The following is a 1295-nucleotide window of genomic DNA, read 5'->3' on the forward strand; positions in this document are numbered from 1 at the left end:
AGTAACTACACCCAACTGGCGGCTAGTAGCAATGCCTGCTTTAGTTTATTTTTTAATCGGCAGTAATTATCTGAAAATAATTACTATTTTAGTGAACTAATAGCTAAAGGCACTGCTACTAGCCGCCTACCGTTAGCCGTAATTGGCACGCAGACTGGGAGAATTCAAGAACTTAAAGCAATAAATACTTATGGGAATTTTTGATTTTTTTAAAAAGAATTCAAATTCTAAACAAAACTCTGACTTAATTTCTAAGGAAGAAAATGACCTGAAATTTAAAAATTCTTGGAATTACAACCTTATGGAGTTGTTAAAAAACGTAAGAAATGGAAACGAAGACGAAATAAACGAATTACTTAAAATCTATTCACCTTTAGCTGCAGTAAATGAAAATTTTTCTGTTTTTTTATTGTTTAGACATTTTCAGGTTGAATATTGGAACGATGAAAGAAGTGTCTTAAATTGTCATCCTAAAGATGAAAATTTTCAATACGGAATTACAATTGTGAAAACATTTGAAGACGGAGGTGGTTCACAACATAATGTTTATTTACCAAACAATTTGAGTTATAAAAAACTTAAAATTCAAGGCAACGAAATCGAAATAATAACAAATCAAGATAAAGCTGTCAAAACAAATGTAAAAGAACTTCGCTTAAAACTTTGGATGAAATTTACAGAGAAAGACATTGAAAACGGGTATAAAAACCTTTGTAACGAACAATACGAGAACCCAAAAAAGCCAGAAGTAAAAAGTACAACTATAAAAATTTCTTCACTTGGAGAGTTGATTTACAATGAAATGTTTGAGTGGTACGAAGGGAATTTCGAAATAGAAAATCATAATTTTGAACTAAGTATTCGTAATACAGAACCCGAAAAATTAAAACATCTAATTTCTTTTGTTGACAAGCAAATGAAATCAAAATTCTACAAAAAAATTCTTTTGGAAATGGAAGACAAAATGATTGAACTCAAAAATGATGTTTGGCTTGGAGAAGAAGAACCACCAATAACTTCCGAAGATTTTCAAAAACGTATTTCAATCAACAGTATTACTTTTAATGACGATTGTACATCTTCTATCTATTGTGATGATGATGATATTTTTTGGGGGCACTCAATCGAAATATATGTTGACAAAAACGGAAAATATAAAGACGCAAATTTAGCGGGATAAATCAACTACGGCTAACAGCGGTAACTGTTGCACAACTACCATTTTTTAAAATATCCCGAAGGATCGGGACAAAAAATATAAAATTCCGACCTCGTTTAAGTACTTTTAAGCGAGG

The 1295-nt window shown here is 30.9% G+C and carries 1 protein-coding gene; it reads left to right on the forward strand.

Going from position 1 to position 1295, the window contains the following annotated elements:
- The first annotated feature begins 301 nt into the window (after nt 1-301).
- Nucleotides 302-1180, forward strand: a complete 879-nt coding sequence (locus tag BUE95_RS13475; RefSeq protein WP_159433523.1) for a DUF2262 domain-containing protein — start codon at nt 302-304, stop codon at nt 1178-1180.
- Nucleotides 1181-1295: the final 115 nt, after the last annotated feature.

It is taken from the genome of Flavobacterium cucumis (genome assembly GCF_900148835.1).
GTDB classification, from domain to species: Bacteria; Bacteroidota; Bacteroidia; order Flavobacteriales; family Flavobacteriaceae; genus Flavobacterium; species Flavobacterium cucumis.